Source organism: Cellulomonas sp. APG4, assembly GCF_009996735.1.
GTDB lineage: Bacteria > Actinomycetota > Actinomycetes > Actinomycetales > Cellulomonadaceae > Actinotalea.
On sequence record NZ_JAACYI010000010.1, the window covers coordinates 106,033 to 129,607 of the forward strand.

Here is a 23,575-nt window from a genome sequence, read left to right on the forward strand (position 1 = left end):
CGTCCACCACATGCCCACCACCCCGCGGCGCGGGGGACAATGGTCGGAGCGCTCGTCCGAGCCCCGACCGACGTCCACCGTAGCCGCAGGAGACGACATGTCCGCCGCCCCGCCCGTCGCTCCGCCTCCGGGGCGGTACGGCCCGCAGCGCGCGCTCTCACCCCGACGTCGCAAGGTCGCCCTGGGCGCCCTCGGCGCCGTCGGTCTCGCGGGCGCCGTGTGGCTCGGCCTCGGGGCCGCCGCCACGCCCGTGACCTGGACGGACGTCGGCTTCACGCTGCGCGACGGCGAGGTCGAGGTGGTCTACGAGGTGAGCCGCACCGACGTGCACGCCCCGGCGCGCTGCACGCTCGAGGCGCTCAGCCACTCCTACGCCCAGGTGGGCGTCCTCGAGGTCGACGTGCCGGCGACGGGCGAGCGCACGGTGCGGCAGGCGACCACGGTGCGCGTCTCGGAGCCCGCGGTCACAGGCGTCGTCAAGTACTGCTGGATCGTCGACGAGGGCTGACGGGGCGGACGGAGCGCCGCTGCGGGCCATCCGTGCGGTGACCTTGCTACACTCGTCGTTTTGCACGCCAGCGGTGCTGGGTGCCCACGGCGCGACCACGCGTGGGCCCTGCAGCCCCACCGGCTCGACGACAGCGCGAGGAGACGGCCCGAGGCTTTCCCACCGAGCGCGACGACGCATCGGAGGGCCCTCCCCCTGGCGTGCACCCCTCGGGGCAACCGCCCCACCTCGCACCGGGTTCACCTCGGCCCGGCGCACCCGCACGACGATGGCCCACGCCACCGACGAGGAGCTCGGAAGGAGCGACCGTGACCGAGACGACTGCCGGCACCTGGCTGACCCAGGAGGCGCACGACCGACTCAGTGCTGAGCTCGCAGAGCTCACCACGACCGGCCGGCGTGAGATCGCCGAGAAGATCGAGGCCGCCCGCTCGGAGGGCGACCTCAAGGAGAACGGCGGCTACCACGCGGCGCGCGAGGAGCAGGCCAAGATCGAGGCCCGCATCGCCCAGCTCACCCAGCTGCTGCGCAAGGCCGTGGTGGGCGAGGCCCCTGCGGACGACGGCGTCGTCGAGCCCGGCATGGTCGTGACCGCGACGGTCGCAGGCGACGAGATGACCTTCCTCGTCGGCTCGCGTGAGGTCGCCGGCACGTCCGACCTCGACGTCTACAGCGAGCGCTCCCCGCTCGGCGAGGCGATCGTCGGCCGCTCGGTCGGCGACACGACGTCGTACACCGCGCCCAACGGCAACGAGATCAGCGTGGAGATCCGCGCGGCCAAGCCCTTCCAGGGCTGAGCCCGGCACACCCCGAAGGCCCTGCACCACCCGGTGCGGGGCCTTCGTCGTGCCCGGGGGCTCAGCCCTCGGTCACGCGGTAGCCGGCCGCGCGCAGGTGCTCGAGCACGGCGGTGCAGTGACGCGGACCACGGGTCTCGACCTGCACGCCGATCTCGACCTCGTCGATCGCGAGGTCGACCCCCGTGCGCACGTGACCCACGTGCATCACGTTGCCGCCGGTCGCGGCGAGCTCGCCGAGGAGCGCCGCGAGGGCCCCGGGCTCGTCGTCGATGCGCACGCGCATCTGCAGGTAGCGCCCGGCCGAGGCGAGCCCGTGCCGCACCACGCGCAGCAGCACGATCGGATCGATGTTGCCGCCCGAGAGGATCACGACGGCGGGGGTGCGCACCGGCGGCCCACCCGCGAGGAGCGCCGCGACGCCTGCGGCCCCCGAGGGCTCGACGAGCAGCTTGGCGCGCTCGGCCAGGAGCAGCAGCGCACGCGAGAGGTGCTCCTCGGAGACCGTGCGCACCGGCACGTGGCGCTCGTGCAGGATCCCGAACGGCACGTCGCCCGGGCGTCCCACCGCGATGCCGTCGGCCATCGTCCGCAGCCGCGCAGCCGGAATCGGGTGACCGGCCGCGAGCGAGGTCGGGTAGGCCGCGGCCCCGGCCGCCTGCACCCCGACGACGTCCACGTCGGGGCGGTCCGCGAGGGCGGCGACGACGCCCGCCGCCAGACCCCCGCCGCCCACCGGCACGATGACGGTGCGGACGTCGGGCACCTGCTCGAGGATCTCGCGGCCCACCGTGCCCTGGCCGGCGACGACGTCCGGGTGGTCGAACGGGTGGATCAGCACGGCCCCGGTGCGCTCCGCGTGCGCCCGTGCGCTCGCGAGGCAGTCGTCCACCGACGAGCCCTCGAGCACCACCTCGGCGCCGTACTCCTCGGTCGCCGCGACCTTGGGCAGGGCGGCACCCTGCGGCATGAAGACGGTCGCGTGCACGCCCAGCATGCGGGCGGCGAGGGCGACGCCCTGCGCGTGGTTGCCCGCGCTCGCCGCGACCACGCCGCGCGCCTTCTCCTCGGCCGAGAGCCGCGCCATCCGCGTGTACGCACCGCGGATCTTGAACGACCCCGCGCGCTGCAGGTTCTCGCACTTGAGCAGCACGGGCCCGCCCGCGAGCGCCGACACCGCTCGGCTCTCCTCGACCGGCGTGCGGGTCGCGACGCCGTCGAGCAGCGCGGCGGCCGCGGCGACGTCGGCAGGCCCCACCCTCATGCGCCGTCCCGCGTGCCCTCGAGCTGCCGGAACCGCCTCGCGAGGCCGTCAGGGTCCTGACCGAGCTGTGGGAACTTGTCGCGGCCGTGCAGGTAGAGGATCACGGTGTTGAGGGTCGCGGCGAGGGGCACCGCGAGCAGCGCACCCACGATCCCGGCGGCCAGGGAGCCTGCGGTGACGGCGAGCAGCACCGCGACCGGGTGCAGCGACACGGCGTGGCCCAGCAGGAGGGGCTGGAGCACGTTGCCCTCGAGCTGCTGCACGCCGAGCACGATGAGCAGCATGACCAGGGCCGTCCCCGGCCCCTGGTCGACGAGGGCGACGAGCACCGCGATCGCACCCGTCGCGATCGCCCCGACGAACGGGATGAACGACGCGAGGAACACGAGGACCGTCAGCGGGATGACCAGGGGCAGCCCGAGGATCGCCGCCCCGATGCCGATGCCGACCGCGTCGACGAAGGCGACGAGGATCTGGGCCCGCGCGTACGAGCCGAGCGTCAGGACCCCGCGGCGCGAGGCCTCGTACGAGGGGAGCCGGGCGGGCTGGGGCAGCAGGCGCAGCAGCCAGGCCCAGATGACCGGTCCGTCCTTGAGGAAGAACAGCAGGCAGAAGAGCGCGATGATCGCGCCCGCGAGCACCTGGCCCACCGTGGTCGTGACCGAGAGCGCCCCCGAGGCGATGGCGCCGCTGCTGCTGCTGAGCTGGTCGCGCGCCTGCTCGACGTAGCCCGCGAGCTGGTCGGCGTCGAGGCCCAGCGGACCGTCCGCGAGGTACACGAGGAGGGCGTCGATGCCCTCGGACGCCTGGGTCCAGAGCTCGCCGACGCCCTGGACGATCTGGCGGCCCGCGAGGGTGAGCAGGCCACCGACGAACGCGATGAGCGCGACGACCGTCAGGGCCGCCGCGAGCCCGCGCGGCAGGCGCAGCCGCACGAGGGCGTCGACCACGGGCGTGAGCAGCACGGTCAGCAGCAGGGCGACCACCACGGGCACCCAGATGACCTTGCCGAAGGCCATGCCCAGCACCACGGCCGCGACGGCGAGCCCGATCACGAGCAGCCGCCACGACCAGGCGGCCGCGAGCTGCACCGAGCGCGGAACGCCGTCGGCGACGGGGCGCGCCGAGGCGCCCGCCTCGGGCGTCACGGTCGCCGTCGTCCGGGCCTGGCCCGTGAGGTCCGGGGGCGCGCTCGGCCGCCGGCCCCGCGGCCGGCGACGGGACTCGTCGCTCATGCCAGGGCCTGCCCGAGGTCCGCGACGAGGTCCGCGACGTCCTCGATGCCCACCGAGAGGCGCACCAGGTCGTCCGGGACCTCCAGGGCCGAGCCCGCGACCGAGGCGTGCGTCATCTGGGCCGGGTGCTCGATGAGCGACTCGACCCCGCCGAGCGACTCGGCGAGCGTGAAGACCTTGGCACGCGCGCACACCTCGAGCGCCTTCTCGCGGCTGCCCGTGCGGAACGCGACCATGCCGCCCGAGCCACGCATCTGTCGCTGCGCGAGCTCGTGGTCGGGGTGCGACTCGAGCCCCGGGTAGATGACCTCGGTCACCGCGGGGTGCTCGGCCAGGAACCGCGCGACCGCGAGCGCGTTCGCGCAGTGCCGGTCCATCCGCACCGCGAGCGTCCGCAGGCCGCGCAGGGTCAGCCACGCGTCGAACGGTCCCGCGACGGCGCCCGACGCGTTCTGGTGGAACGCGACCGCGTCGGCCAGCGCCGTGCCGCCGGTGGGCCCCTCGAGACCGACCGGCAGCTGCGCACCGTCGGCCACCACCACCGCCCCGCCGACGACGTCGCTGTGGCCCCCCACGTACTTGGTGGTCGAGTGCACGACGGCGTCCGCGCCGAGCGCCAGAGGCTGCTGGAGGTAGGGGGTCGCGAACGTGTTGTCGACCACGAGCACGGCACCGGCCGCGCGGGCGATCGCCGCGATCGCCGCGATGTCGCTCACCCCGAGCAGCGGGTTGGTGGGGGTCTCGACCCAGACGACCTTGGTCCGGCCGGGCTCGACAGCGGCGGTGACCGCGTCGAGGTCACGCAGGTCCACCGCGCTGTGCTCGACGCCCCACGGGCCGAGGACGCGCGCGATCAGACGGTACGAGCCGCCGTAGGCGTCGTCGGGGATCACCATGTGGTCCCCGGGCCGCAGCGCCGCACGCAGCAGCGTGTCCTCGGCCGCGAGCCCCGACGCGAACGCGAAGCCGCGCGCGCCGCCCTCGACGCTCGCGAGCGCGTCCTCGAGCGCGGTGCGCGTGGGGTTCGCCGAGCGCGAGTACTCGTACCCGCCGCGCAGCCCGCCGACGCCGTCCTGCTTGTAGGTCGAGACCTGGTAGATGGGCGGGACCACGGCCCCCGTCGTGGGGTCGGCCTCCTGCCCCGCGTGGATGGCACGGGTCGCGAACCCTGCCTCGGTCCAGTCGTGGTGCTCTGCGGGAGTCGTCACGGGCACCAGGCTAGGGCTTCGGGGGCGGCGCACGCGGGCACGCGGCGCGGCCGTGCTGCGGGAACACCCCGGGGCGTCGTCGTCGTTGTGCTGGGCGACAGGTGCGCGACCACCGCGCGCCGGAGAGGACCGACGTGTTCCTTCCCTCGCTCCGCACCACCATGGTCAGCCCCGAGCGCGCCCTGCGGGGGCGCGACGGCTACGCCTACCCCGTGCCCGAGCGCCACGCCGTCCTGGGCACGCCGCTGGCCGGGCCGTGGCCCGAGGGCACCCAGGTGATCCACCTCGCGCTCGGCTGCTTCTGGGGCGCCGAGAAGGAGATGTGGCGCCTGCCCGGCGTCGTCACCACGGCCGCGGGCTACCAGGGCGGCTTCACGCCGTTCCCCACGTACGAGGAGACGTGCACCGGCCTCACGGGACATACCGAGACCGTGCTCGTCGCGTACGACCCGGCGGTGCTCGACACGGGTGAGCTGCTGCGCACGTTCTGGGCGCTGCACGACCCGACGCAGGGGTTCCGCCAGGGCAACGACGTGGGCACCCAGTACCGCTCGGCCGTGTTCACGACGACCGACGAGCAGCTCGAGCTCGCGCGGGCGACCCGCGAGGCCTACGCACCCGAGCTGCGCCGCCACGGCTATGGCGACATCACCACCGAGATCAGGCCGGTCGACGGTGACGGTGGCGCCGGGCGCTTCTACTACGCCGAGGAGTACCACCAGCAGTACCTGCACAAGGTGCCGAACGGCTACTGCCCGGTCCACTCGACCGGCGTGGCCTGCCCAGTCCCGGGCTGAGGCACCACCCACGAGCGCCGTCGCACGGACCCCCGTGCGGCGGCGTTCGCCGTGTCGGCACCCACCGCCGCTCCGCTCCGGGGATGACGGGGTCATCCTCGCGGACGACCCGGACGACCCCTCGATCTCCGTCCTGCAGGCGTCCCCGGCGCGCGCGCACGTCCGTAGCGTCGTGGTGTCCGAGACGAGGAGAGCAGAGATGATCGAGGCGAGAAGCCTGACCAAGCGGTACGGCCGCAAGACGGCGGTCGACGACGTGACCTTCACGGTCCACCCGGGCAAGGTCACCGGCTTCCTGGGGCCCAACGGCGCCGGCAAGTCCACCACCATGCGCATGGTCGTGGGGCTCGACCTGCCCACCGCCGGCACGGTGACCGTCAACGGCAAGCGCTACGCCGAGCACCGCGCCCCGCTGCGCGAGGTCGGCACGCTGCTCGACGCCAAGGCGGTCCACACCGGGCGCACCGCGTACAACCACCTGCTCGCGCAGGCCGCGACGCACGGGATCGGCAAGGCACGCGTCCAGGAGGTCATCGGCCTCACGGGCCTCGACAGCGTCGCGGGCAAGCGCGTGGGCGGGTTCTCGCTCGGCATGGGCCAGCGTCTGGGCATCGCCGCCGCGCTGCTCGGCGACCCGCAGACGCTCATCCTCGACGAGCCGGTCAACGGCCTCGACCCCGAGGGCGTCAAGTGGGTGCGCAACCTGGTCCGCTACCTCGCGAGCGAGGGCCGCACCGTGTTCCTGTCCTCGCACCTCATGAGCGAGATGGCCCTCACGGCCGACCACATCATCGTCGTCGGGCGTGGCCGCGTGATCGCGGATGCCCCCGTGAGCGACATCATCGGCCGCGCCGAGGGTGGTGTGGTGCGCGTGCGCACGCCCCAGCCCGACGCGCTCGAGCGGCTGCTGCGGGCCGAGGGCGCCCAGGTCGCCTCGACCGAGCAGGGCCTGCTCGAGGTCGTCGGCCGCACCGCGGCCCAGGTGGGCGACACCGCCGCCGCCGCAGGTCTCGCGCTGCACGAGCTCACTCCTGTCGCGAGCTCGCTCGAGGACGCCTACATGCAGCTCACCGCCGAGGAGGTCGAGTACCACTCGGCCTCACCCGTCGGGCACCTCGCCGGTGCGGGGAACCCGACCGTCACGACCACCGGCGCCGACGCGCCCAGCACGGAGAGTGCCCTGCGATGACCACGACCACCGTCGACTCCCCCGCCGTGACCTCGCGGCCCCGCACCACCGGCAGCGGCCCCACGTTCGGCCGCGTGCTCACGGCCGAGTGGATCAAGTTCCGGTCGCTGCGCTCGACCGTGTGGACCTCGTCCATCACCGTCCTGGTGATGGTGGGCCTCGCGTTCCTCATGGCCTCGCTCAGCACCGCGGTGGACGACCCCAGCGCGCAGGGCATCCCCGCGAGCGCCGCACCGATGATCGTCTTCGGCTACTACTTCGGCCAGCTCGCGCTCGCCGTGCTCGGGGTGCTCGTCATCACGGGCGAGTACTCCACGGGGATGATCCGCTCGACCCTGACCGCGGTGCCGAAGCGCCTGCCCGCGCTGTGGGCCAAGGCCCTCGTCGCGGCCGTCGTGGGAGCCGTGGTCGCCACCGTCGCGATCGCGCTCTCGGCACTCGTCACGCTGCCCTACCTCGACGGCCTGGGGATGACCTTCGACCTGTCCGACGGCGAGACGTTGCGCGTGCTCGGCGGCGGGGTGCTCTACCTCGCCACCATCACGGTCTTCTCGCTCGCCGTCGGTGCGATCCTGAGGCACACCGCGGCCGCTCTCGCGACCGTGCTCGGCCTGCTGCTCGTGGTCGAGACCGTGTTCCAGAGCATCCCGCACGCGTTCTTCCAGAACGTGAGCCCGTTCCTTCCCGGGACCGCGGGCAGCAAGCTCATGATGGACGACGCGGGCCTCGAGATGGCCGCGTCGATGACCTCCGGACCTCAGCTCACCCCGTGGCAGGGCTACGGCGTGATGCTGGCCTGGGTCGTCGTGCTCCTCGCGACGGCCGCCGTGCTCCTGCGGAGGAGGGCCGCCTGAGCACGCGTACGCCCGCGGCGCCGGACCCGAGCGGTCCGGCGCCGCGGCGCTGTGCGGGACCACCGCAGCCCGTGACCGCCCTCACCCGCCTGGGACGATGACCCCGTGAGCACGACAACCGCCGGAGCAGCGGCGCCGCACGCCGGCCCCGCGACCGAGCTCACGGTGCGCCGGCTCGGGCCTGTGCGACGCTTCTTCGTCCGGCGCCCGCGCGCGATGGACGCACTGATCATGGCGGTCTACGGGCTCCCGGCGCTGATCGGCACGCTCGTGGTGGTCGCGGCACCGCTCGTCACGGGTGACCCACCGCCCGTGCGCCGGCTCGGCCTCGGGATCGTCCTCGTGGCGCTCGGCACCGTCGCGCTCAACTGGCGCCGACGCGCGCCGGTGCTGGTGACCGCCGCCCTGAGCCTGATCGACGTCGCGGCGATGGCGTGGGTCGGGACCACGCTCGAGATGGGCGTCGCGTTCGGGGTCTACGCCGTCGCCGCGAGCCGACCGCCACGCACCACCTGGCTCACGTTCGCCGCCACCACCGTGGTGGGCGTGGCGGCGGGCCTCGCCACGAGCAGCGACACCGGCATCTTCTTCACCTCGCTCATCGCCCTCGCGATCGGCACGAGCGTGCGACACCGGCGCCTGCACGTGAGCGAGATCGTCGAGCGCACCAACGCGCTCGCGCGTGACCGCGACCAGCAGGCGCAGCTCGCGCGGACGGCCGAGCGCACCCGGATCGCGCGCGAGATGCACGACGTCGTCGCGCACAACCTCGCCGTGATGATCGCGCTCGCCGACGGCGCTGGTGCCGCCCTGGCCACCCGGCCCGACCGCACCCGGCACGTGCTCGGCGAGGTCTCGGAGACCGGCCGCTCGGCCCTCGCCGACATGCGCCGCGTGCTCGGCGTGCTGCACGAGCCCGACGCACGCTTCGAGCCCCAGCCGGGCAGCACCGACCTGCCGACGCTCGTCGAACGCTTCCGCACCGCGGGGCTCGACGTGCGCACCACGGGGCTGCACCTCGACCTGCCCGACGACGCGGGCCTCCAGCTGACCGTCTACCGGATCGTGAGCGAGGCCCTCACGAACGCGCTGCGGCACGCCCCCGGCACGGGCCTGGTCGAGATCGCCCTCACGCGCACCCCGGACGCGGTCGAGGTGGACGTGCGCGACGAGGGCCCCGCAGCGCTGCCCGTGCGTCCGCCGGGCGCGGGCCAGGGGCTCATCGGCATGGCCGAGCGCGCCGCCGTCTACGGGGGGACGGTCGAGGCCGGTCCCACCGCGACCGGCTGGCGCGTGCACGCCGTCCTGCCCTGGTCGGAGGACGAGGCGTGACCCAGGACGCGGTGGCGCACCAGCCCCTCACCGAGATCTCGGCGCGACGGCTCGGCCCTGTGCGGCGCTTCTTCGCCCGGCGTCCCCGGGCGATGGACGTGCTGATCATCGTCCTCTTCCTCGCGAGCGTCTGGTTCACGCTCGCGCCCGGGCACGAGACGCCCGACGGCGTGGACCCGCGGGCCCGGCTCGTGGTCGTGGGGGTGGTGGTCCCGCTGGTCGGGACCGTCGCGCTGTGGTGGCGCCGCTCGCGGCCCCTGTGGGTCACGGCCACGATGACCGTGCTCGGCGTGGTCAGCCTGGTGCTCGTCGGCTCGACCGGCGGCGCGGACCTGGGGCTCGCGTTCGCCCTCTACGCGGTCGCGGCCGAGCACCGGCCGCCCGTCGCGTGGGCGGCCGCCGGTCTGAGCATGGGCACCTTCATGACGGTGCTCTGGTTCTGGGAGCGCGAGCTCGCGCAGATGACCTTGACCGACGGCGGCTCCGAGAGCGTGCTGAGCCCGACGGCGGCTCGTGCCACCACCGTCTCGCTGCTGCTCGCCCTGATGCTGCTGGGGATCGCGATCGGCATGAGCGTGCGCAACCGGCGCCTGCACGTGACGGAGCTCGTCGCGCGCACCGAGGAGCTCGCGCGCGACCGGGACCGGCAGGCCGCGCTGGCCCGGGCCGCCGAGCGCACGCGCATCGCGCGCGAGATGCACGACGTCGTCGCGCACTCGATCTCGGTGATGATCGCCCTCGCGGACGGCGCCGCCGCGTCGGTGGGCAGGGCGCCCGAGAGCGCGCGCGTGGCGATCGACGAGCTCGGCACCACCGGCCGCGCGGCCCTCGCGGACATGCGGCGCGTCCTGGGCGTGCTCGAACCCGGCAGCGGCGCCGCCGACGACGCCGAGCTCGACGCGGACCTGGGCGGGGTCGTCGAGCGCTTCCGCACCGCCGGCCTGCCGATCCGGGTCACGGGGCTCACGCTCCTCGACGCGGGGAAGGTCGACCCTGGCCTGTGCCTCGCGGTCAAGCGGATCGTCTCGGAGGCGCTCACCAACGCCCTGCGGCACGCCCCCGGCACCTCGCGGGTCGACCTCGTGCTGCGCCGTGCGGACGGGTTGCTCGTGGTCGAGGTCACCGACCGCGGCCCGCAGCTCCCGGTGACCGACGCGGGCGGCGCGGGACAGGGGCTGATCGGGATGCGCGAGCGCGTCGAGCTGCACGGCGGGCGCGTCGACGCGGGACCCTGGGAGACGGGATGGCGGGTACGGGCCGAGCTGCCCTGGCCCGGGACCACGGAGGAGGACGGATGACGCGGGTGCTGCTGGTCGACGACCAGGCGCTGCTGCGCATGGGCTTCAGGCTCGTGCTCGAGGCCGAGGAGGACCTGGAGGTGGTGGGCGAGGCGAGCGACGGCCGCTCGGCGCTCGACCAGGTGCGCGCGCTCGAGCCCGACGTCGTGCTCATGGACGTGCGCATGCCCGGCGTCAACGGGATCGAGGCGACCGAGCGCGTCGTGACCGAGCGTCCCGACACCAAGGTGCTCATCCTCACGACCTTCGACCTCGACGAGTACGCGTTCGCCGCCCTGCGGGCCGGTGCGAGCGGCTTCCTGCTCAAGGACACGCGCCCGGCCGACCTGGTCGCGGCGATCCGCACCGTCGCCTCGGGGGACGCCGTCGTCTCCCCGCGCATCACGCGACGCATGCTCGAGCTCTTCGCGGGGCGGCTGCCCGACGGCCCTGCGGACGGCGCGGACGGCGCACAGGTGGGCGACCCGCGCCTGTCGCACCTCACGCCGCGCGAGCTCGAGGTGCTGCGGGCCGTCGCGGAGGGCATGTCGAACGCCGAGGTCGCCGAGCGGCTCTTCCTCTCGGAGGCGACCGTCAAGACCCACGTGGGCCGCATCCTCGCCAAGCTCGGGGTGCGTGACCGCGTGCAGGCCGTCGTCCTCGCCTACGAGACGGGGCTGGTGGGTCCGCGCGCGTGAGTCGCGGTCCCACCAGCCCCGGGGTGTGCGTCAGCGGCGGCTGGTGCCCCTGATGTCGACGACGAACACGAGGGTGTCGGTGCCGCCGATGCCCGCCTGGGGCATGCCGCGCTCGCCGTAGCCCAGGTGCGGCGGGATCGACAAGAGCACGCGCGAGCCCACCTGCTGGCCCACGAGACCCTCGTCCCAGCCGCCGATCACGGCGCCCACGCCGATCGGGAACGAGATCGACGAGCCCCGGTCGTAGGAGTTGTCGAACATGCGGCCGCCCCACACCTGGCCGTAGTAGTCGACCTCGATGTCATCACCCGACTCGACGACCTCGCCGTCGCCGCGCGAGATCACGTGCACGCCGAGGTCGCCCGGCGCCGGGGTGTCGGGGAACGTGAGGACCGGCTTGTCCCCGAAGGACCCGGAGGCGGACGGCAGCGGGGGCAGGTGGTCGGTCATGGAGGAGCTCCTCGGCAGTACGTGGCGCGACCGAGGCGGTGGCCGGGTCGCGGGGCGCGACCTCGTCGGCCGCGACCGTCCCCCATCGTGCCCGACGCGGTGCGGCACCGCACCGAGCGAGCCCGCGGCGCGGCGTCCGAGGCGCCGTCGTAGCCGGGGCCGACGCCGTCGGCCGGGTCAGAGCAACGAGGCGAGCCACTCCGCCTGCCGCAGCCACTGGTGCGCGGCGCCGCCCTCGTGCTGGTTGAACGGGTACTCGACCATCTCGGTCGCGGGACGGCCACCGGGGGCGAGGGTGCCGTAGTGGTGGTAGGCCGCGAAGACCGTCGACGGCGGGCACACCGGGTCCATGAGCGCGACCGAGAACATCGCGGGCGCCGTCGCGCGGCGGCCCAGGTGCATGCCGTCGAGGTAGTCGAACGTGCCGAGCACGGTGTCGACGGCACCGCGGTGGATGCCCAGGTAGCGCACCAGCTCGCCGTACGGGTCGTTGCCCGTGATCTGCACCGCGCGGCGCACGTGGCACAGGAACGGGACGTCGGGCATGGCGGCGACCAGCCCGGGAACCAGGCCCGCGACGGCGAGCGTCACGCCGCCGCCCTGGCTGATCCCGGCCACCGCGACGCGCTCGGGGTCGGCCCCGGGCAGCTCCCGTGCCGCGTCGACGGCCCGCACGGCGTCGGTGAACAGCCGCCGGTAGTAGTGGTCGTGCGGACGCTCGATCCCGCGCGTCATCACTCCCGGGAGCGCAGGCCCCGTGCCGACAGGGTCGGCCGTGTGGCCGCCCGCGCCCCAGGTGCTGCCCTGCCCGCGCGTGTCCATGACCAGGTGCGCATAGCCAGCGCTGGCCCACGCGAGACGCTCGTGCGGGAGCCCGCGCCCGCCGCCGTAGCCGATGTACTCGACCACGACCGGCAGGTCCTCGCGCGCGCCCGCCGGCCGCGCGTACCACGCCCGCACGGGGTGGCCCCCGAAACCGCGGAACGTGACGTCGTGCACCTCGACGGTGCGCAGCGGGCCGTCGTAGGGCGCGAGCTCGAGGCCCAGCGCATGACTGCGCGCGTCGGCGAGGGTCTCGGTCCAGAACGCGTCGAGGTCCGCGGGCTCGGTGGGCTCGGGACGGTAGCGGCGCAGCTCGTCGACGGGCAGGTCGAACAGGGGCACGGGGGCACTCCTCGGGTCGTGCGGACGGCGTCCGGTGGTTCAGGCGAGGTGGTCGAGCACGTCCTGGGGCGTGAGCAGGCCCACCGGGTCACCCTCGGACAGCACGAGCACGACGTCGTTCCACTCGAGCTGCTCCTGGACGTCCGCGACGGACTGCAGGGCGCCGACGACGGCCATCGGGTCGAGCATGTGCTCGGCGACCGGCTCGTGCCACGCCGCGGGCTCGTCCGTCACGAGGGACAGCAGCAGCTCGGCGTCGACCGAACCGGCGACCTCACCGCCCTTGACGGGCGGCGGCCCGCCCACGACGGGGATGCGACGCACGCCCGAGGCCCGCAGCGCACGTGCCGCGTCGGCCACCGTCGCGTCCTTCCGGACGTGCGGGAGGGCCGCCGGGTCAGTGCCCCGGGCGGCGAGCACGTCGCCCACCGTGGGACCCTCGCCGGTCGCGAGGAAGCCGCGCTCGGCCATCCACTCGTCGGAGAAGATCTTCGAGAGGTAGCCACGGCCGCCGTCGGGCAGCAGCACCACGATCACGGCGGCCTTCGCGGCGTCCGGGTCCTCCTCCTCGAGGCGCCGGGCCAGGCGGAGCGCGGCCACCACGGCCATGCCGCACGAGCCGCCGACGAGCAGGCCCTCCTCACGCGCGAGGCGGCGCGTCATCTCGAACGACTCGGCGTCCGTGACCGCGATCACCTCGTCGGGCACCGACGGGTCGTAGGCCCCCGGCCAGAAGTCCTCGCCCACACCCTCGACGAGGTACGGACGCCCGTCGCCACCCGAGTAGACCGAGCCGGCAGGGTCCGCGCCGACCACGCGCACGCGACCGCCCTGCTCGGCCGGCCGGTCGGCGCTGACGTCCTTGAGGTAGCGACCGGTGCCCGTGATCGTGCCGCCCGTGCCCACGCCCGCGACGAGGTGCGTGACGCGGCCGTCGGTGTCGGTCCAGATCTCTGGGCCGGTGCTCTCGTAGTGCGAGGCCGGTCCGTTGACGTTGAAGTACTGGTTCGGCTTCCAGGCACCCTCGATCTCGGTGACGAGCCGGTCCGAGACCGAGTAGTACGAGTCGGGGTGGTCGGGTGGAACGGCCGTGGGCGTCACGACCACCTCGGCGCCGTAGGCCGTGAGCACGTCGCGCTTGTCCTGGGAGACCTTGTCCGGGCACACGAACACGCAGCGGTACCCCTTGCGCTGGGCGACCAGCGCGAGGCCGACGCCCGTGTTGCCGCTCGTGGGCTCGACGATCGTGCCGCCGGGGCGCAGCTCACCCGAGGCCTCGGCGGCCTCGATCATCTTGAGCGCGATGCGGTCCTTCACCGAGCCGCCGGGGTTGAGGTACTCGACCTTGGCGAGCACGGTCGCCGCGAGCCCCTCGGTGACCGTCCCGAGCCGGACCAGCGGCGTGCCGCCGACCAGGTCGGAGATGTGCTCGGCGTACTTCATCTGACCCCCAGGTCTCGGTCGGGCAGGAGCATCATCGCAGCACGGACGCGGGCCGACCCCGGCGCCCGCGAGATCGGTCGTCTCGCGGCCGTCGGGGCCGGCGTCGCTCCGTGCTCCGGGTCGAGCTCAGTCGCCGCGCAGGATCGCCAGGAGGCGCAGGAACTCGAGGTACATCCAGACGATCGTGACCAGCAGGCCGAACGCGGCGGTCCAGGCGTAGCGGGCCGGCGCGCCCTGCTCGACGCCGCGCTTGATCGAGTCGAAGTCGAGGATGAGCATCGCGGCCGCGAGACCGACGGCGAAGATCCCGACGAGGACGCCGAGCGGGATTCCCAGGATCTCCACCTCGCTGCGCAGACCGAAGCCCTCCATGCCGCCGAACCACATGAGGCCGAGGTTCACGAGCGAGAAGACGAGGTAGCCACCCATCGCGACGAGCAGCCAGCGCGTGAACTTGGGCGTCACGCGCACCTTGCCCGAGCGGAAGAGCACGAGGCACGCGACGAAGGTCGCGCCCGTGGCGAGCACGGCCTGCATGACGACGCCGGGCCACTGCGCCTCGAAGAACGCGCTGATGCCGCCGAGGAACACGCCCTGGGCCACGGCGTAGGCCGTGATGAGCGCGGGGCTCGGCTCGCGCTTGAAGGCGTTGACGAGGCCCAGCACGAGGCCGACGATCGCGCCGACGAAGAACAGGCCCGGCGCGAACAGCCAGGTCAGGGCGCCCACAACGACGACGACGGCCAGCAGGCCGCCGGTCTTCATGATGACGTCGTCATAGGTCATGCGGCCCGTGTCGCGCGTGGTCGCCGACGGGGCCGTGTACATCTGCTCGAGCGACGGGCCCGTCGCGGCGCCCTGGCCTGCGGCGCCCGCTCCCGCTGCCTCGTACGGGCGCGGCTGGACGGCCGCACCGCCGCGTCGGCGGGGCTCGCCGAACACGTCGTTGTTGCTGAAGACGGGGTTGCTCACTGTGCCTCCTGGTCGCGGCGACCGCCCGGTCCCGGGTGGATCGATGTCGCTGGCCTTGACGTCATCCTAGGCAACGCACGGGCACTCGTCCCGGTTCCGCCACGAGCCGGACCCGCCGCCGTCGGGCACGACGAGGGCGACGCCCCTGCGGACGTCGCCCTCGTCGCCTCATCCCCTCATCCCCGCCGAGTCATGCGCTCACCAGAACCACGGGAACGGCCACCACGGCGGCTTGGGCGGCAGCGGAGGCAGCGCGAGCAGCCTGTCCGCGTCACTCAGGTCGCCGCTGCGGGCCTCGATCTCGTAGATCCCGAGCGAGGTCTTCCGCGGCACCGTCACCGTGGCCGTCGCCGTGCCGTCGGCGCCCACCGTGACCGTGGTGAGGAGCACCGACCGGTCCTTGCCGGGCTTGCCCTTGCCGCCGGGCTTGTGGGCACCGGGCTTGTGCGCACCGGGCTTGTCGAGACGGATCTCGACGTCGCTCCCCGGGGCGTACCCGCTCAGCGTGACCCCCACCGACGTCCCGGCGGGCACGAGCCACCGGTCGAGCTCGACCTTCGGGTCGATGACGGGCTCGGGCTCGTCGGCCTCGACCAGCTGGGCAACTCCCCAGCGGGCGGTGCTCTGGTAGCTCAGACCGGTCGGGTCCGCCCAGGTCCGCACCGAGGTGCGCGCACCGTCGGTGCCGTCGTTGACCTGCACGTCGAACCCGTGGAACGTGCCCGGGCCGCCGTACTCGAGCAGGCTGATGGCCGCCTCGACGCGGTAGCCGGTCTCGGTGACCGCCGTCGCGCTCTCGAGCCGGTTCTGCTGGTACGCCTCGTCACCGGTGCCGAACGAGACGACGTTCTCGTAGCTGATCCGGATCTGGGTGTCGTCGTACCGGTACGGCCCGTTCTTGACGTTGCCCGCGTCCACGAACAGCTCGACCGAGTCCTGGACCCACGGGTCGCTGCCCGTCGCGTCCAGCTGGGCGTCGGTCACGTCGGCCAGCACGTACAGCGTGGAGCCGTCCTCGCTCCACAGCGTGCGCACCTCGGCCGTCGCACCGCCCGTCCCCTCGATCTGCGTGTCGGTCGTCAGGACCTCGGCGAGCTCCCACTGCTCGTCGACCTCGCCGTCGACCGTCGGGGCGCTCGGCGCCTCGGCGACCTCGACGAACGAGAGCGGCTCGACCAGCGTGAGGCCACCCAGGGCGTCGGCCGAGGCCCAGCCCGTCGTGACGTCCCCGTCGGTGACCCGCAGGTCGAACTGCACCGTGTCGCCCTGCGCGACGTCGGCCAGCGGCACGTGGACCACGGCGGTCCAGCCCGCGTCGGTCTCCGTCACCACGCCCTCGACGTCACCCGACCCGTCCCGGGCGAAGGCGTACGTCTGGTCCCCCACCTGGAAGGTGAGGCCGTCCGTGGCCTCGTCGTCGGCGTCGGTCACGGCGACGTACGCCGTGAGGTGGTCGGCGGTCCAGCGAAGCTGGAAGTCGGCGACCTCCTCGACCTGGTGCAGCGGGAGCCGGGCCCACTCGGGCGACGCGACCGCGGTGTCGTCGAGCGCCACGTCACCGCCGAAGACGAGCTCGCTCAGCACCCGCGGCGGGACCTCCCCGTCGACGGCGCCGTGGTAGGCAGGCTTGGCCTGCAGCTGGGCGTCGAAGACGAGCGGGGCCTGCTCGGAGCGCCAGCTCCGATTGTCGGTCAGACCCCAGATGGTCGCCGAGTAGAGCGAGTCGGCGTGCTCCCGGAACACCCGGAAGGCGTCGCGGTAGTAGTAGCCCTGCTCCACCAGGTTCGCCTGGGTGACAGGGGTACCCACCGTGACGTCGAGCTCGGTCACGGCCTGCGTCACCGGAAGGTCCGCGAACCGCTCGATCGCGGCCTCGAGCGCCGAGACCGGCATCGACAGGCTCACGTGGAACTGGTGCCCCACGCCGTCGAGCGGCACGCCGCGGTCGAGCATGCGCTCCACCAGGGCCCGGTAGCGGTTCTGCTTGCCGCTCTGCTCGGTGTTGTAGTCGTTGATGAACAGCGCGACCGGACGGTCGGAGCCCTCGGCGGCGAGGTCGCCGTTGAAGGTCTCGTCCGCGTACTGGAACGCGAGGTCGATGAACTCCTCGCCCAGGATCCGATACCACTCGCTGCGGCGCAGGCCGTCCTCGAACTCCGCGGAGTCCGAGATCACCTCGTTGACCACGTCCCACGCGACGAGCGGGTTGTCGCCGCCGAACTCGCCCCAGGCGGACAGGGCGTCGCCGACGTTCGCGATGTGGGTGCGCAGACGGTCGCGCAGGAACTGCTTGTCCTCCTCGCTCGTGGTCAGCGGCGCACCGGCCTCGTCCTGGAAGAACCACTCCGGCGTCTGGCTGTGCCACAGCAGCACGTGGCCGTACACCCGCAGATCGTTCGCGGCCGCGAAGTCCATGAGGGCCTCGGCCTCGGGGTGCAGGCGGAAGGTGCGGTCCTCGTCGTACCAGGCCTCGACCTTCATGTGGTTCTCGGCCGTGATCTGCTCGAAGTGCCGCAGCGTGAGCTCTGCCGGCGCCCCGAGGGTCTCGCGGTTGTCGATCGCGACGCCCAGGGGGAAGTCCACGGTGTCCTTGATCGGGGTGATGTCCTCGATCTCGCGCGGGTCCTGCGAGCGGATCGTGACGTCGTCGACGAGGAACGACCCGGCGCCGCCGGTGTTGTAGCTCGTCTCGAGGTAGAGGCGGGCCGTGTCGGCCGAGGCCATCGTGTAGCTGGCCGTGACCTGGTGCCACTCCCCGCTCGTGATCCCCGAGAACTGCCCGACGGTGTCGAAGCTGTCGGCGCCGTCCGTGGTGCGCTGGACGCTGAGCCAGATGTCGTCGGTCTCCTCACCCGCGGCCATCTTGACCCACGCGCTGATGTCGTACGTCACGCCCGTCTCGAAGACCTCGGTCACGTCGTACGCGATGCCGTCGCCCTGCGAGGTGCGGTCGCTGACCAGCGCGGCCTGCGCGCCGCCGTGGGCCTCGGCGGTGGTGACCGCGACCGTCGGGTCGCCGTCGGCGTCCCCGCGCGGCGCCCAGCCCTGGAGGCCGTCCTCGAAGTCGAACGTCAGGTCGACGACCTCGCCGCTCCCGCCGCCCGACGGGGTGGTGATGAGCAGGTCGTCGATCAGCACCTCGTAGGGCGCGTCGAGGTCCTCCGTGCCGATGTAGACCTGGCTCTCGGCGGCCACGGCGTCACCCGGCAGCGTGAAGTCGCCCGTGACCTCGGTCCAGCCGTCGCCCGTCACGGTCGCGTTGCCCACCCAGCCGTACGAGGGCTTGACCACGAAGCGCACGTCGGCGTCGCCCGCGGTCCCCTCGGGCAGCCGCGCGCGCATCGAGAAGGAGTAGACCGTGTCGCTCTCCAGGAGGCCGAGCGGGGACTGGATCCCCTCGTAGTCCGCGGCCCGCGTGATGCTCAGGGCCTTGCCACCGTCGGCGTCGACGTAGGCGAGCGTGGGGCTGCCGCTCGTGGTCCACGGCTCGATCGACTCGCCGTCGAAGTCGAGCGAGGCGATCACGGTCGCGTCGCCCCCCGTGGCCGGGCCGCGCTCGGCCGGCAGCGTGAAGGTCCAGCCCTCGGCCAGGCGCTCGGAGACCACCGTCTCGACCGCCGCGATCGAGTTCGTACGGTCACCGCCGCCGTCGTGCACGAGCACCACGGCGCCCGGGGTGATCGCCCCGCGCAGGTTCTCGGTGAGTGTCGCCTCGGACAGGTCGTTGCCGTCCCAGTCGAAGATCAGGTTGCCGAGGCCCAGGGGCTGCATGCCGAGCTCGACGGCGACCTCGGCCGTCTGGCCCCAGCTGCCGTTGGGTGCTCGGAAGTAGGGCACCGGTGCGCTCGGGTCGCCGAGCGCCTCGCGGATGATCCGCAGGTTCTCGGTGAGGTCCGCGCGCACCTGGTCCGGGCTCCAGCTGCCCATGTCGGCGTAGCTGGTCGTGTGGTTGCACAGGGTGTGGCCCTCGTCGACCATCCGGCGCAGAAGCTCCGCGCCGCCGTCGGCCTGGACGTTCTGGCCGATCACGCAGAACGTCGCGGTGAGCCCGTTGTCCGCGAGGAAGTCGAGCAGCGCATCCGTCTCGCCCGGGTTGGGGCCGTCGTCGAAGGTCAGCGCCGCGACGTCGCCCGTGCCGCGGGCCGTGGTGACCTGGGAGGCGGTCGGGTCGGCCGCGCCGCCCGGCGCGACGGCGTCAGCGCCGCCCGGGGCGGGGCCGACGACGCGCACGTCGTCGAGCAGGAAGCTCGCGGTCGGGTCGGCAGCCTCGACGTACAGGGTCGCGCCGCTCAGGTCGGCGCGCACCGTGTAGGTGCCCGTGAGCTCCACCCAGTCGGCACCGGTCACCGCCACGGCGTCACCGACCTGGGTGTACGCCTCCGGCGTCTCGGCGACGGTGAGCTTGAGCGTCGTCTCGCCCTCGTCGGCGAGGCGCACCCAGCCCGAGACGGCGTAGGTCGCCCCCGGTTCGACGACCCCGAGGATCGACGTCTGGGCGCCGTGCCAGTCGGCGGTGCGGCCCGTGACGGCCAGCGCGTGGTCGCTGTCGTGGCCACCCTCGACCACCTCGACCGCGGCCTCCCCCCGGCCGGTCCACGGCGCGGTCGCGCCGTCCTCGAAGTCGCTCGTGAGCACCTCGACGTCGTGCTCGTCCGCTGCGGCCGACGGCGCGACGAGCCCGGCCGCTGCCACCAGCAGGCCCGTCGCGATAGTTTCGGCGATGCGTGGTCGTCTCATGCGTGTCGCTCCCTTGCGATCGTGCCCAGACCCGCGGTCGACGTCACAGTAGGCACCGCCCAAACCACCTGACAACGTTTCGGCGAGATCGAAAAACTTTCGACGCACGCGTGGGATCGATCCCACGCACCCCACGTCCTGGACCGGTCAACTCCTGAAGGAATGGGAGCCCTCCCACCCGCACCGCGCGGCCGGGACGTCGTCGGTCCAGGACCCGCACCGGGCCGGGCAGCTCCGCCCGGCCGTAGTCAAGACTTCGCCACTAGCATCACCTCATGTCCGTGTCCGAGCTGTCGGCGAGCACCCAGAACTACCTGAAGGCGATCTGGGGCCTGACGGAGTGGTCCACGCAGCCGGTGACGCCCACCCTGATCGCGCAACGCACGGGGTTGAAGATCTCGTCGGTGTCCGATGCCGTCCGCAAGATGGCGAGCCAGGGACTCGTGGACCACGAGCCCTATGGCGCCGTCGGACTGACCGAGGCCGGTCGCGGCTTCGCGCTGGCGATGGTGCGGCGGCACCGACTGATCGAGTCGTTCCTGGTCCGCGAGCTCGGCTACTCGTGGGACCAGGTGCACGACGAGGCCGAGAGCCTCGAGCACGCGGTGTCGGACTTCATGATCGACCGGATCGACGAGCTGCTGGGGTTCCCGACCCGGGACCCGCACGGCGATCCGATCCCCTCGGCGGACGGGTCGGTGAGCATCCCCGACGCCCGGCAGCTGACGGAGGTCGGCGCCGGCACGCTGGTCGTGGTCGAACGCATCTCCGACGCCGATCCCGCGCTGCTCCAGCTCTTCGAGGGCCACGGGATCGTGGTCGGTGCGACGTTGGTGGTCGGTGAGGGCTCGCCGTACTCGGGGACGCTGAACGTGCGCGTCGAGGAGGCGGAGGCCTCCCTGGACCTGGGCACGCCGGCGACTGATGCGCTCTACGTGTCCCTCTCCGGCACGTGAGGCCCGGCGCCAGGCGGGTCAGCGGCACGCGTGGTCGCCGCGCCCGGCGATGACGGCGGTGTTCAGCGTGCGGCGGAGAGCCGGCGGCGACGGCGGGCTGCGAGGCGGCTGCCGACGACACCGTGACGAGGGCTGAACAGGTGCACGAGGGCGAACACGACGCCCTGGACGACGACGACGAGGCCGCCGGAGGCGGCATCCATCCAGTAGCTGAGGTAGATCCCCACCACCGAGGACACCGCCGAGACGACCGGCGCGATGACGAGCATCCGACCGAACCGATCGGTGAGCAGGTAGGCGGTGGCCCCGGGGATGATGAGCATCGCGACGACGAGGATCACGCCGACCACCTGGAGCGCGACGACCGCCGTGAGGGCGAGCAGCCCGAGCAGCAGGGCACCGAGGACGCGAGGGCTGAGCCCGAGGGCGTGGGCGTGGGCGGGGTCGAAGGCGTAGAGCGTGAGGTCGCGGCGCTTGAGCACGAGGACCACGAAGGCGACCGCGGCGAGGATGCCGATCTGGGTGAGGTCGGCGGTGGAGACGCCGAGGATGTTGCCGAAGATGATGTGGTTCAGGTCCGTCTGGCTCGGGGTCACCGAGATCAGGACCAGCCCGAGCGCGAACAGGGTGGTGAACACGATGCCGATCGCCGCATCCTCCTTGATCCGGCTGGTGCCACGGATCGCGCCGATGAGAGCGACCGCGAGGAAGCCGAACACGAGCGCGCCGACGGCGAACGGGGCGCCGACGACGTAGGCGAGGACCACTCCGGGCAGGACGGCGTGGGAGACCGCGTCGCCCATGAGCGACCAGCCCACGAGCACGAGCCAGCACGACAGCAGGGCGCAGACGATCGCGGCGACGACCGTGGCGACCAGGGCCCTGACCATGAACTCGTACTGGAGAGGCTCGAGAAGGAGGTCGACGGGGCTCATCCGGGGTGGTCACCCTGATCGAGGACGTCGAGCCCGAAGGCACGCGCGAGGTTCTCCGGACGCAGCGACGCCGCGACGGATCCGTGGAAGAGCACCCTGCGCAGCAGCAGCACGACCTCGTCCGCCAGCTGCGGGAGCGCGTGCAGGTCGTGCGTGGACACGAGGATGGTGCGCCCGTCGTCGGCGAGCTCACGCAGCAGGCGCACGAGGGTCGCCTCGGAGCGCTTGTCGACGCCGGCGAAGGGCTCGTCCAGCAGCATGGTGCTCGCGTCCTGGGCGATGCCGCGCGCGACGAAGGCGCGCTTCCTCTGGCCGCCGGAGAGCCGGCCGATCTGCCGGTCGGCGCAGTCGGTCAGCCCCACGCGTTCGAGCGCCTCGTCGACCGCGGCGTGGTCGACCCGTCGCGCCCGGCGGGTGGGTCCTTGGTGTCCGTAGCGGCCCATCATGACGACGTCACGAACGGAGACGGGGAACGTCCAGTCGACGTCCTCGCTCTGCGGCACGTACCCCACGCGGGCCTGCTTGCGGGCGCGAGCGGGATCGGAGCCCTCGAACAGCACGCTCCCGCGGTCGGGACGCACCAGGCCCATGACCGTCTTGAACAAGGTCGACTTGCCCGACCCGTTCATGCCGATCAGCCCGGTCACCCGCCCGGCCCGGACCGTCAGCGACACGTCGTCGAGGGCGACGACCTCGCCGTAGCGGACGGTGACGCCGCGGACGTCGATCGCGGCGGTCACGACGGACCGCGGGTGAGCCCGGTGACGATGGTCTGGGCGGCGTACCGGATGAGGTCGAGGTAGGTGGGCACAGGACCGTCGGCCTCCGAGAGGGAGTCGACGTAGAGGGTGCCGCCGAACTCGGCACCGGTGGCCTCGACGACCTGCCGCATCGGGGCGTCCGAGACGGTGGACTCGCAGAACACGGCCGGGACGTCGTTGTCGTCGACGAACTCGATGGCGCCCGCGATCTGCTGCGGGGTGGCCTGCTGCTCGGCGTTGACCGGCCAGAGGTACCGCTCCGTGAGGCCCGCGTCCCGGGCCAGGTACGAGAACGCGCCCTCGCACGTCACCAGCGCACGCTGGCCCTCGGGCAGTGTCGACAACGCGTCGACCAGCTCGTCCTGCACGGCCTGGAGCTCGGCGTTGTACGCGTCGCCGTTCGCCTCGAAGTCGGCAGCGTGCTCGGGATCGAGATCGCCGAACGCCTCGACCATGGTGTCCACGTAGATCTGCACGTTGGCGGGGCTCATCCACGCGTGCGGGTTCGGCTTCCCCGCGTACGCGTCCTCGGTGATGTCGATCGGCTCGACCCCCTCGGAGACCACGACATGAGGCACGTCGACCTGCTCGACGAACTGCTCGAACCACGACTCGAGGTTCAGGCCGTTGTCGAGGATCAGGTCCGCGTCCGACGCAGCGGCGACGTCCCCGGGCGTCGGCTCGTAGCCGTGGATCTCGGCGCCGACCTTGGTGAGGGACTCGACCCGCAGGTGGTCACCCGCCACGTTCTGCGCGATGTCTGCGAGGACCGTGAACGTGGTCAGGACCACGGGTCTGTCGTCGGTGTCCGACGCGTCCGCGACACCCGGGCCGCTGCACGCGGTCAGGGCGACGGCCCCGAGACACACCACACCCCACAGCCCTGCCGCACGGCGGGAGAGGGGCCTGCGGACCATGGGTCGGTTCCTCACTGATCACGGCGTCGTGCGGAAGGAGGGCGCCGTCCTCGTGTCGCTCTCCAACGTAGTGTTCGGCAT

General features: G+C 73.1%; 20 protein-coding genes. 9 read left to right on the plus strand and 11 right to left on the minus strand.

Annotated elements, in window-relative coordinates; translation table 11 throughout:
• Window positions 1-97 precede the first annotated feature (97 nt).
• Window positions 98-508: a DUF4307 domain-containing protein gene (locus GXB85_RS09435; RefSeq protein ID WP_161917392.1), complete on the plus strand. Its 411-nt coding sequence runs from the start codon at window positions 98-100 to the stop codon at window positions 506-508.
• 308 nt (window positions 509-816) lie between these two features.
• Window positions 817-1,305, plus strand: a complete 489-nt coding sequence (gene greA / locus GXB85_RS09440) for a transcription elongation factor GreA (RefSeq protein ID WP_161917393.1) — start codon at window positions 817-819, stop codon at window positions 1,303-1,305.
• A 61-nt stretch (window positions 1,306-1,366) separates the two neighbouring features.
• Here the strand turns inward: greA and ilvA are convergent, their stop codons facing one another.
• Genes ilvA through GXB85_RS09455 form a run of 3 tightly spaced genes read right to left on the minus strand, consistent with a single transcriptional unit; the run spans window position 1,367 to window position 5,012 of the window.
• Window positions 1,367-2,569, minus strand: coding sequence for a threonine ammonia-lyase (gene ilvA, locus GXB85_RS09445; RefSeq protein ID WP_161917394.1), 1,203 nt, complete (start codon window positions 2,567-2,569; stop codon window positions 1,367-1,369).
• Window positions 2,566-3,804 (minus strand): AI-2E family transporter, encoded by a 1,239-nt coding sequence (locus GXB85_RS09450; protein ID WP_161917395.1) that lies wholly within the window; start codon window positions 3,802-3,804, stop codon window positions 2,566-2,568. Before GXB85_RS09450 ends, ilvA begins: the two co-directional genes overlap by 4 nt.
• Window positions 3,801-5,012 carry a cystathionine gamma-synthase gene (locus GXB85_RS09455; protein WP_161917396.1) on the minus strand — a complete coding sequence of 404 codons (1,212 nt, stop codon included), beginning with the start codon at window positions 5,010-5,012 and terminating at the stop codon, window positions 3,801-3,803. The genes GXB85_RS09450 and GXB85_RS09455 overlap by 4 nt, the downstream gene beginning before the upstream one ends.
• Before the next feature lie 161 nt (window positions 5,013-5,173).
• Between GXB85_RS09455 and msrA the strand changes: the two genes are divergently transcribed.
• The 6 genes from msrA (at window position 5,174) to GXB85_RS09485 (ending at window position 11,159) form a co-directional block, all read left to right on the plus strand.
• Window positions 5,174-5,809, plus strand: coding sequence for a peptide-methionine (S)-S-oxide reductase MsrA (msrA, locus tag GXB85_RS09460; protein ID WP_161917431.1), 636 nt, complete (start codon window positions 5,174-5,176; stop codon window positions 5,807-5,809).
• A gap of 199 nt (window positions 5,810-6,008) precedes the next feature.
• Window positions 6,009-6,998 carry an ABC transporter ATP-binding protein gene (locus GXB85_RS09465; RefSeq protein ID WP_161917397.1) on the plus strand — a complete coding sequence of 330 codons (990 nt, stop codon included), beginning with the start codon at window positions 6,009-6,011 and terminating at the stop codon, window positions 6,996-6,998.
• Window positions 6,995-7,852: an ABC transporter permease subunit gene (locus tag GXB85_RS09470; RefSeq protein WP_161917398.1), complete on the plus strand. Its 858-nt coding sequence runs from the start codon at window positions 6,995-6,997 to the stop codon at window positions 7,850-7,852. Before GXB85_RS09465 ends, GXB85_RS09470 begins: the two co-directional genes overlap by 4 nt.
• Before the next feature lie 105 nt (window positions 7,853-7,957).
• On the plus strand, window positions 7,958-9,184 hold the full coding sequence (locus GXB85_RS18560; RefSeq protein ID WP_161917399.1) for a histidine kinase: 1,227 nt from the start codon (window positions 7,958-7,960) through the stop codon (window positions 9,182-9,184).
• Window positions 9,181-10,482, plus strand: a complete 1,302-nt coding sequence (locus GXB85_RS18840) for a histidine kinase (protein ID WP_161917400.1) — start codon at window positions 9,181-9,183, stop codon at window positions 10,480-10,482. Before GXB85_RS18560 ends, GXB85_RS18840 begins: the two co-directional genes overlap by 4 nt.
• Window positions 10,479-11,159: a response regulator transcription factor gene (locus GXB85_RS09485; protein ID WP_161917401.1), complete on the plus strand. Its 681-nt coding sequence runs from the start codon at window positions 10,479-10,481 to the stop codon at window positions 11,157-11,159. The genes GXB85_RS18840 and GXB85_RS09485 overlap by 4 nt, the downstream gene beginning before the upstream one ends.
• 30 nt (window positions 11,160-11,189) lie before the next feature.
• On the opposite strand, the gene GXB85_RS09490 is transcribed toward GXB85_RS09485, so the two are convergent.
• The 5 genes from GXB85_RS09490 to GXB85_RS09510 form a co-directional block, all read right to left on the minus strand.
• The gene (locus GXB85_RS09490) at window positions 11,190-11,609 is read right to left on the minus strand and encodes an FKBP-type peptidyl-prolyl cis-trans isomerase (protein ID WP_161917402.1); all 420 of its coding nucleotides are present in this window, start codon (window positions 11,607-11,609) and stop codon (window positions 11,190-11,192) included.
• Window positions 11,610-11,786: 177 nt separating this feature from the next.
• Entirely contained in the window at window positions 11,787-12,773 is a 987-nt protein-coding gene (locus tag GXB85_RS09495; RefSeq protein ID WP_161917403.1) for an acetylxylan esterase, read from the minus strand.
• A gap of 39 nt (window positions 12,774-12,812) precedes the next feature.
• Window positions 12,813-14,216, minus strand: a complete 1,404-nt coding sequence (locus GXB85_RS09500) for a cystathionine beta-synthase (RefSeq protein ID WP_161917404.1) — start codon at window positions 14,214-14,216, stop codon at window positions 12,813-12,815.
• A 126-nt stretch (window positions 14,217-14,342) separates the two neighbouring features.
• The gene (locus GXB85_RS09505) at window positions 14,343-15,188 is read right to left on the minus strand and encodes a Bax inhibitor-1/YccA family protein (RefSeq protein ID WP_161917405.1); all 846 of its coding nucleotides are present in this window, start codon (window positions 15,186-15,188) and stop codon (window positions 14,343-14,345) included.
• A gap of 198 nt (window positions 15,189-15,386) precedes the next feature.
• Entirely contained in the window at window positions 15,387-19,925 is a 4,539-nt protein-coding gene (locus tag GXB85_RS09510) for an endo-1,4-beta-xylanase (RefSeq protein WP_161917406.1), read from the minus strand.
• 275 nt (window positions 19,926-20,200) lie between these two features.
• Between GXB85_RS09510 and GXB85_RS09515 the strand changes: the two genes are divergently transcribed.
• A complete protein-coding gene (locus GXB85_RS09515) occupies window positions 20,201-20,881 on the plus strand; it encodes a metal-dependent transcriptional regulator (protein ID WP_161917407.1) in 681 nt (226 codons plus the stop codon).
• A 62-nt stretch (window positions 20,882-20,943) separates the two neighbouring features.
• Here the strand turns inward: GXB85_RS09515 and GXB85_RS09520 are convergent, their stop codons facing one another.
• The 3 genes from GXB85_RS09520 to GXB85_RS09530 are packed head-to-tail and all read right to left on the minus strand — an operon-like array spanning window position 20,944 to window position 23,494.
• The gene (locus GXB85_RS09520; RefSeq protein ID WP_161917408.1) at window positions 20,944-21,816 is read right to left on the minus strand and encodes a metal ABC transporter permease; all 873 of its coding nucleotides are present in this window, start codon (window positions 21,814-21,816) and stop codon (window positions 20,944-20,946) included.
• Window positions 21,813-22,556 (minus strand): metal ABC transporter ATP-binding protein, encoded by a 744-nt coding sequence (locus GXB85_RS09525; RefSeq protein WP_161917409.1) that lies wholly within the window; start codon window positions 22,554-22,556, stop codon window positions 21,813-21,815. Before GXB85_RS09525 ends, GXB85_RS09520 begins: the two co-directional genes overlap by 4 nt.
• The gene (locus GXB85_RS09530; RefSeq protein WP_161917410.1) at window positions 22,553-23,494 is read right to left on the minus strand and encodes a metal ABC transporter substrate-binding protein; all 942 of its coding nucleotides are present in this window, start codon (window positions 23,492-23,494) and stop codon (window positions 22,553-22,555) included. Before GXB85_RS09530 ends, GXB85_RS09525 begins: the two co-directional genes overlap by 4 nt.
• Window positions 23,495-23,575: the final 81 nt, after the last annotated feature.